This window comes from Acinetobacter sp. NIOH-H-8 (assembly GCF_046635365.1).
Lineage (GTDB): Bacteria > Pseudomonadota > Gammaproteobacteria > Pseudomonadales > Moraxellaceae > Acinetobacter.
On record NZ_JBHDVN010000215.1, the window covers coordinates 1 to 440 of the forward strand.

The 440-nt window shown below is 58.9% G+C and carries 1 protein-coding gene; it reads left to right on the plus strand.

Annotated elements, in window-relative coordinates:
- Positions 1-20 precede the first annotated feature (20 nt).
- Positions 21-440, plus strand: a 420-nt coding sequence (deoD, locus tag ACEWB7_RS17885; RefSeq protein WP_411581074.1) for a purine-nucleoside phosphorylase, incomplete at its 3' end; no start/stop codon positions are given.

Genomic DNA, 440 nt, shown 5'->3' on the forward strand with positions numbered 1-440 from the left:
AGTGTGAAGGAATAAAGAGAATGGCAACTCCTCATATCAATGCGAAAGATGGCGCCTTTGCTGATACCGTGCTGATGCCGGGCGACCCCCTGCGTGCCAAGTACATCGCCGAAACCTTCCTGGAGAACGTCGAGCAGGTGTGCGACGTGCGCAACATGTTCGGTTTCACCGGCACCTACAAGGGTCGTCGCATCTCTGTCATGGGTCACGGCATGGGCATCCCGTCCTGCTCCATCTACGCAAAAGAGCTGATCACCGACTACGGCGTGAAGACCCTGATCCGCGTGGGCTCCTGCGGTGCCGTGCGTGAAGACGTGAAACTGCGTGACGTGGTGATCGGCATGGGTGCCTGCACCGACTCCAAAGTGAACCGTCTGCGCTTCAAGGACCACGACTTCGCCGCCATCGCCGACTTCGACCTGGTGGCCAATGCCGTTCAG